Here is a 7,378-nt window from a genome sequence, read left to right as displayed (position 1 = left end):
ATGATCGTGAAGACCAGCATCGACTCGGCCACGATCGCACCCAGGCCGAGGCAGACGAGTGCCATCACGACGAACAGTCCGAGGGTGTTGCCGATGACGCTGGCGAGCGCGACCCGCTGGCCGTAGGAGACCGCCCGGCCGACCACGAAGACGACGCTCGGTCCGGGAATGACGATCACGACCAGCGCGGCCAGGCCGAAGCCCAGGAGCTGGTCGAGGCCGACCATCAGGCCTTCCCGTTGCTCTCGACGTCGTTGTCCTCGGCAGCCGGCACGTCGCCGTACACGCCGGCGTCCTTGGCCTTGCCGGCCTTGCGCAGGCTGCGCGTGAGGAACCAGCCGATGACCGCCACGGCGAGGATCAGGAACATGAAGACGGCGAAGCCCATCCACCCCGCGACCACGTCGTTGTCGTCCGGTGCCTTCTCCTCGGCGCTGAGCAGGACGGAGGTGACGGTGACAGCGAGCGCGTGCATGACGTCAGTCTCTCAGGCGTCGCCCGGTGAGGGCGCAGCGATGCCCGCGAACAGGTCGTCCTCGGGCAGTGGCGAGGTGACGTGACTGGTCACCAGCTCGAAGTCCTCCGTCGGCCAGACCTTCTCCTGCAGCTCGCGCGGGATCGCGAACCAGAACCCGTCGGGGTCGATCTGGGTGGCGTGGGCGAGCAGGGCCTGGTCGCGGACGCCGAAGTACTCGCCGCACGGCACCCGGGTCGTGATCCGGGCGTCCCACTCGGGCTCCGGCTTCCACTCCTTGAGGCGCTCGGCCCAGGGCGACTCGAGGTCGTGCGCGAGCATCGCCTCGTGCAGCGCCAGCATCCGGGGACGGTTGAACGAGTGGTGGTAGTACAGCTTGAGCGGCTGCCACGGCTCCCCTGCCTCAGGGAAACGGTCGGGGTCGCCTGCTGCCTCGAAGGCCGCGACGCTCACTTCGTGGCACCGGATGTGGTCGGGGTGCGGGTAGCCACCGCGCTCGTCGTACGTCGTCACGACGTGGGGGCGGAACTCGCGCACCTCGCGCACGAGGCGCTCGGTCGCCTCCTCGAGCGGGGCCAGCCCGAAGCAGCCGTCCGGAAGCGGCGGCTTGGGGTCGCCGTCGGGCCACCCGGAGTCCACGAACCCCAGCCAGGTCTGGCTGACACCGAGGATGTCGCGTGCCCGCTCCATCTCCTGACGACGGACCTCGGTGATGTTCGCGAGGATGTCGGGGCGATCCATCTTGGGGTTCAGGATCGACCCTCGTTCGCCGCCGGTGCAGGTCACCACACGCACCGCAGCACCCTCGGCGACGTACTTCGCCGTGGAGGCCGCACCCTTGCTCGACTCGTCGTCGGGGTGGGCGTGGACGTGCATCAACCGCAGCCCGGAGCGGTCGATCGCGGGCGCGTGCGTGGTGGGCATGCCCCCCATCGTAGGAAGAACGGTCGTGGGACCATGAACCGGTGAGCTCTCCCGACACGCTGACCAGCCGGTACGGCGCCCCGTCGCGCGGCCGACGGCTGGCGGTGATCGCCCTCGCGGTCGCCGTTTCGGTCACCTTCCTCGGCTGGTTGCTGTGGGCGATGCTCTTCCACGCCAGCCCGGCCGTCTCCTCGGAGGAGATCGGCCACAAGGTGATCGACGACCACAACGCCACCATCGAGGTCCAGATCCAGTACGGCGACGGGCCGGTCGACGCCGAGTGCGACCTGCGTGCGATCTCGCACGACAAGGCCGTCGTCGGCGAGCTCACCTTCGAGCCGGACCCGGCCGACGGGCCGACGTACGACATCGCCATCAAGACGCACCGCCGGGCGACCACGGTGCAGTGGATCGGCTGCAAGACCGAGGGCCAGCCCCGGTATCGCTGACCCGCCCGAGCCCGGGCGGGTAGACTCGTTCGTTCTGTACCCGAACGGGTGCACGACGAGCAGTACAGGAGCTTCACATGACGCAGACCGACCAGTCCGGCGGCGCCAACACCATCTGGCTGACCCAGGACGCCTACGACAAGTTGCAGGCGGAGCTGGCCCACCTCAAGGGTCCCCGCCGCGCCGAGATCGTGTCCGAGATCAGTGCCGCCCGCGAAGAGGGCGACCTCAAGGAGAACGGCGGCTACCACGCCGCCCGCGAGGAACAGGGCAAGAACGAGCTCCGGATCCTCCAGCTCGAGGACATGCTCCGTCGTGCCGAGGTCGGCGAGACGCCGCCGGACGACGGCATCGTGGAGCCCGGCATGGTCGTGACCTACAAGTTCGAGGGCGATGACGACGCCGACGCGGAGTCCTTCCTCCTCGGCGCGCGCGAGATCGACCCGGGCGACGGGCTGACCGTCTACTCCCCGCAGTCCCCCCTCGGCCAGGCCATCAACGGCCGCAGCAAGGGCGAGACGGTGAGCTACGAGGTCAACGGCAAGGCACAGACCGTCGTCATCCTCGACGCGAAGCCGTTCGTGGCCTAGGCCACCACAGGTTCGTCGGAACCGTCCGTCTCCAGCTCGGAGGCGGGCGGTTCTGCCATTTGGGCCAGGTGCAGCACCACCGCGTTGGCCGCCGCCGCCAGCGGTACGGCGACGAGGGCGCCGGCGATGCCCGCGACGAGCACGCCCCCGGCGATCGCCAGGATCACGCCGAGCGGGTGCAGCGAGACCCAGCGACCGAGCAGGAACGGCTGGAGGATGTGGCCCTCCAGCTGCTGGACGCCGATCACGACACCGAGCATCAGCAGCGCGGTCAGCGGCCCCTGGTCGACCAGTGCGACCAGGATCGCCACGCTGCCCGCGATCGAGGCACCGATCATCGGCACGAACGCGCCGAGGAACACCAGGACGCCGATCGCCAGCACGAACGGCACGTTCAGGATCGCCGCTCCGAGCGCGATGCCCGCCGCGTCGACGAGCGCGACCAGGACGGTCGCGCGCACGAACTGGACCAGCGAGATCCAGGCGACCTTGCCCGAGCTGTCGACCCGCTCGCGGGCCGCACGCGGCGCGATGCGCACGATCCACGACCAGATCCGGTCGCCGTCGGCGAGGAAGAAGTACGTCGCGAACACCGCGATGAAGAACCCGGCGACCACATGGCCCAGCGCGGCGCCGACCTCCGTGACCTGGGTGAGCAGCTCCCCGTTCTTCGAACGGTCCTGGATCATGTCCTGGGCGTTCTTGATGTAGTCGTTGATCTGCGAGTCGCTCGCGTTGAGCGGCCCGTCGCGCAGCCAGTTCCGGATCTCCTGCAGGCCCTGCACGGTCGAGTCGGCGAGGTCGTTCGCGCCGGACGCGACCTGCTGCCCGGCGAACGTGAGCAGCGCACCCACGACCGCGAAGCCGGTGATCACGACCAGCAACGCCGAGAGGCCCCGTGGGACACCCATCCGGGTCAGGGCCCGGACGAACGGTGCGGCCAGCGCGCTGATCAGCAGTGCCACCGCGATCGGGATCGTGACGACGGCGAAGAAGCCGAGCACCCGCATCAGCAGGTACGTCGCCGCGGCGATGATGAGGATGCGCCAGGCCCAGCCCGCGGCGAGGTCGAGCCCGAAGGGCACCTCCGCGCGGCGGTAGTTCGACGGACCGCTCGCGAACGCCGGGAGCTCGGCCCGACGTTCCTCGCGGCGCTCTTCGCGCACGATCGCCCACTGGTGGGCGAAGCGCCGGAAGCGCCGCTCCTCGCGTTCCTCCTCGGAAAGCGGCGGCTCCGCCACGGGCACCTCGTCCGGATCCACTGGATCGTAGGGCTCCGGGGCGGGTTGGTCCTCGGGCTCGGTCGGGCCGTCGCTCGTCACGGGCCTCAGGCTAGACGAGACCACCGAGGGCGCGGTCGAGATCGGCGAGCAGGTCGTCTGCGGTCTCGATCCCGACACTGAGCCGGACCAGGTCCGCGGGGACCTCGAGGTCGGTGCCGGCAACGCTGGCGTGCGTCATCCGGCCCGGGTGCTCGATGAGCGACTCCACCCCGCCGAGCGACTCACCGAGGGTGAACACCTGCGTGGCGGCGCACACGGCGAGAGCCTGCTCCTCGCCGCCCGTGACGCGGAACGAGATCATGCCGCCGTACCGCTTCATCTGGCGCGACGCGACCTCGTGGCCGGGGTGCTCGGGCAGTCCGGGGTAGATCACCTGGCTGACCGCCGGATGGGTCGAGAGGAAGTCGGCGATCCTCTCGGCGTTGTCGCAGTGTCGTTCCATCCGCAGCGCCAGCGTCTTCAGGCCACGCAGCACCAGCCACGCGTCGAACGGACCAGCGACGCCACCGATGGCGTTCTGGTGGAAGCCGATCTTCTCGGCCAGCTCGGCGTCGTCGACGACGAGCGCACCACCGACGACGTCGGAGTGGCCGCCGGCGTACTTGGTGGTCGAGTGGACGACGATGTCGGCGCCGAGCGCCAGCGGCTGCTGGAGGTACGACGACGCGAAGGTGTTGTCGACGACGAGCCTCGCACCGGCCTCGTGCGCCACGGCGGCGATCGCCTCGATGTCACCGATCGAGAGCAGCGGGTTGGTGGGGGTCTCGAGCCAGACGAGCTTCGTCTCGCCGGGCCGGATCGCGGCCCGGACCGCGTCGAGGTCGGTCACGGGTGCCGGGCTGTGGCTCAGCCCCCAGGCCGTCGCGACCTTGTCGAAGAGCCGGAAGGTGCCGCCGTACGCGTCGTTGGGGAGCACGACGTGGTCGCCGGGCCGGCACAGGGCGCGGACCAGGGTGTCCTCGGCCGCGAGGCCGGACGCGAAGGCGTAGCCGTGCGCGGCGCCCTCGAGCGCGGCCAGCGTCGACTCCAGGGCCGTGCGCGTCGGGTTGGCCGAGCGGCTGTACTCGTAGCCGTTGCGCAGCCCGCCGACGCCGTCCTGGGCGTAGGTCGAGGTCGCGTAGATCGGCGGGATCACGGCGCCGGTGGTCGGGTCCGGCTCGTAGCCGGCGTGGATGGCCCGGGTCTCGAAGCCAGCAGTGTCAAGGTGCTCGCGGTTGCTCACCCCGTGAGCCTAGCGAGCACCGTCACGAGGACCAGTCTCGCTCGTTCAGCCTGATGTGACCGCGCCCCGCCGCTCCTTCGTCGCCCTGCTCTCCACCCTGCTCGCCACCGTGCTCCTGACCGTGCTCACGAGCGGGGGCAGCGGGATCGGCGCGCCGGCCGCTTCCGCCGACGACACGGGCACAACGGGCGATCCCGACCCGCTGCGCGGGCTCGTGCTGCCGGTGTTCGACAGCCTCATCGGCCTGTTCGCGCCGCTCCCGCTGCCCGCGACGCCGTACACGGGAAACGTCTGCGTGAGCGGTGCCGACGAGTGCATCGACGACGTCGTCGTACGGATGGAGGAACGCCTCGACCGGCTGTCCGGGTCGTGTGCCCACTCGTCGATCTTCTCGCTGGCCTACCTGCGGGTGACCGAGAACGTCCGCGACGCCGTCCGCTCCGGCTACTTCACCGACCGGGCCTGGCTCAACCGCGTCGACGCCGTGTTCGCCGAGCTCTACTTCGACGTGACCAGCAAGTGGGAGTCCGGCCAGCGAACCGGCCTCCCGATGGCCTGGCAGATCGCGCTGAAGGCGGAGGACGACCGGGCGATGAGCGGCCTGGGCAACTTCATGCTGGCGATGAACGCCCACATCAACCGCGACTTCCCGCACGTGCTGGCCACGGTCGGCCTCACCGGACCCGACGGCAGCCACAAGGCCGACCACAACCGCTACAACAACCGGCTCGACACCCTCTACGGACCGGTCTTCGCCGAGGAGGCGCGTCGCTTCGACCCGACCTTCGACGACATCGACGCCGGCACCGTCGAGGAGACCGCCGCCGGCCTGATCATGCGCGGCTGGCGCGAGATGGTCTGGCGCCACGCCGAGGCCCTCACCCTCGCGAAGACCCCCGCGCAGCGCAGGCTCGTCGAGCAGGAGATCGAGCTCTACTCCGTCCTCCAGGCAAAGGTCATCCGCGCCGTCCTCGTCGCCCAGCCCGCGAAGCGCGACGCCTGGTGCGCCGTGCACGGCCGCGACGACTGATCAGGGTCGGAAGGCAACCTCCTCGACCAACGACCCGCCCACAGGTGTGAGGCTTGCCTGCCCGGAGAGAATGGGGGCATGTTCTCCCGTCGCAAGTCCGAGATGGTCGACCCTGCCCAGGCCCTGCCTGGCCGCGCTGCTCCCGCGTTCGCGCTCCCCCCTCTCCACGAGGTCCTGCACACGCCCCTGGTCACCGGTCCCGCCGAGGGTGACGTACCCGACGGACTCGAGGCCGCGGTCTTCGGCCTCGGCTGCTTCTGGGGCGCCGAGGAGATCTACTGGCAGGTCCCCGGCGTCTGGTCGACGTCGGTCGGGTACGCCGGCGGCATCACCCCGCACCCGACGTACGAGGAGGTCTGCAGCGGACGCACCGGCCACACCGAGGCCGTCCGGATCGTCTTCGACCCCGACGTCGTCTCGTACGCCGACCTGGTGAAGAAGTTCTTCGAGGTCCACGACCCGACGCAGGGCATGCAGCAGGGCAACGACCACGGCACGCAGTACCGCTCGGCGATCTACTTCACCAGCCCCGAGCAGGAGACCACCGCCCGCGAGCTCACCAAGGTGTACGGCGAGGAGCTGGCCCGTCGCGGCTTCGACCCGATCACGACCGAGATCGCCCCGGCCGCCGAGTACTACTACGCCGAACCGCACCACCAGCAGTACCTGCACAAGGTGCCGCACGGCTACCGCTGCCACGCCTCGACCGGGATCTCCTTCCCGGCCTGATGTGACTGGCTGACACACTCGACGCATGGCTGATCTCCCGCGCAAGGCAGCAGCGCGCACGGCACGTCTGGCCGCCCTGCCGCTGGGCTACGCCGGCCGTACCGCGCTCGGCTTCGGCAAGCGGATGGGCGGGGCCTCCGCCGAGGCGGTGATGAGCGACATCCAGCAGCGCACGGCCGAGCAGCTGTTCCGCACCCTCGGGGAGCTCAAGGGCGGGGCGATGAAGTTCGGCCAGGCGCTGTCGGTGCTCGAGTCGGCGCTGCCGGAGGAGATGGCGGCGCCGTATCGCGAGCACCTGACCCGGCTCCAGGACTCCGCACCCCCGATGCCGACCCAGACGGTGCGCAACATCCTGGCCGAGGACCTCGGCCCGAACTGGAAGAACCAGCTGGTCTGGATGGACGGTGCCCCGACCGCGGCCGCCTCGATCGGCCAGGTCCACGAGGGCAAATGGCACGACGGCCGGCGGGTCGCGGTGAAGGTGCAGTACCCGAACGCCGGCGAGGCACTGATGTCCGACCTGCGCACGCTCGCGCGGGCCGCCCGCGCGATCGGGCCGCTGATCCCCGGGGTCGACATGAAGCCGCTCGTAGAGGAGGTCCAGGCCCGGGCGCGCGAGGAGCTCGACTACGAGCTCGAGGCCGAGGCGCAGCGGATGTTCGCGTCGACCTTCCGC

Annotated in this window: 9 protein-coding genes and 1 pseudogene; 5 read left to right on the top strand and 5 right to left on the bottom strand. The window is 70.3% G+C overall.

From position 1 onward, the window contains the following. From ACOADB_RS07635 to mca, 3 genes and pseudogenes are all read right to left on the bottom strand, one after another. Window positions 1-227 (bottom strand): annotated as a pseudogene (locus tag ACOADB_RS07635) (LysE family translocator); the annotation flags it as partial. Next, a complete protein-coding gene (locus tag ACOADB_RS07630; protein ID WP_378597364.1) occupies window positions 227-475 on the bottom strand; it encodes a hypothetical protein in 249 nt (82 codons plus the stop codon). The pseudogene ACOADB_RS07635 and the gene ACOADB_RS07630, both read right to left, overlap by 1 nt. A 12-nt stretch (window positions 476-487) precedes the next feature. Continuing rightward, window positions 488-1,399, bottom strand: coding sequence for a mycothiol conjugate amidase Mca (gene mca / locus ACOADB_RS07625; RefSeq protein ID WP_378597363.1), 912 nt, complete (start codon window positions 1,397-1,399; stop codon window positions 488-490). A 41-nt stretch (window positions 1,400-1,440) separates the two neighbouring features. Between mca and ACOADB_RS07620 the strand changes: the two genes are divergently transcribed. Both ACOADB_RS07620 and greA read left to right on the top strand, forming a co-directional pair. Next, on the top strand, window positions 1,441-1,848 hold the full coding sequence (locus ACOADB_RS07620) for a DUF4307 domain-containing protein (protein ID WP_378597362.1): 408 nt from the start codon (window positions 1,441-1,443) through the stop codon (window positions 1,846-1,848). Window positions 1,849-1,925: 77 nt separating this feature from the next. Then, window positions 1,926-2,438: a transcription elongation factor GreA gene (gene greA / locus ACOADB_RS07615; protein WP_378597361.1), complete on the top strand. Its 513-nt coding sequence runs from the start codon at window positions 1,926-1,928 to the stop codon at window positions 2,436-2,438. Here greA and ACOADB_RS07610 read toward each other — a convergent pair. Both ACOADB_RS07610 and ACOADB_RS07605 read right to left on the bottom strand, forming a co-directional pair. Beyond that, on the bottom strand, window positions 2,435-3,760 hold the full coding sequence (locus ACOADB_RS07610) for an AI-2E family transporter (RefSeq protein ID WP_378597360.1): 1,326 nt from the start codon (window positions 3,758-3,760) through the stop codon (window positions 2,435-2,437). The two genes, greA and ACOADB_RS07610, sit on opposite strands and share 4 nt — an antisense overlap. 10 nt (window positions 3,761-3,770) lie before the next feature. Beyond that, on the bottom strand, window positions 3,771-4,943 hold the full coding sequence (locus ACOADB_RS07605) for a cystathionine gamma-synthase (RefSeq protein ID WP_378597359.1): 1,173 nt from the start codon (window positions 4,941-4,943) through the stop codon (window positions 3,771-3,773). 55 nt (window positions 4,944-4,998) lie between these two features. Between ACOADB_RS07605 and ACOADB_RS07600 the strand changes: the two genes are divergently transcribed. The 3 genes from ACOADB_RS07600 to ACOADB_RS07590 all read left to right on the top strand — a co-directional run. Then, a complete protein-coding gene (locus ACOADB_RS07600) occupies window positions 4,999-5,973 on the top strand; it encodes a DUF5995 family protein (RefSeq protein ID WP_378597358.1) in 975 nt (324 codons plus the stop codon). Between the two features lie 78 nt (window positions 5,974-6,051). Then, window positions 6,052-6,702 (top strand): peptide-methionine (S)-S-oxide reductase MsrA, encoded by a 651-nt coding sequence (gene msrA, locus ACOADB_RS07595; protein ID WP_378597357.1) that lies wholly within the window; start codon window positions 6,052-6,054, stop codon window positions 6,700-6,702. Window positions 6,703-6,727: 25 nt separating this feature from the next. Further along, window positions 6,728-7,378 (top strand): AarF/UbiB family protein (locus ACOADB_RS07590; RefSeq protein ID WP_378597356.1); only part of this gene is annotated, 651 nt, incomplete at its 3' end.

The organism is Nocardioides sp. CPCC 206348, from assembly GCF_048654705.1.
Lineage (GTDB): Bacteria > Actinomycetota > Actinomycetes > Propionibacteriales > Nocardioidaceae > Nocardioides.
Note: the sequence above shows the minus strand (reverse complement) of the source record. Positions and strands in the feature narration are given on the sequence as shown.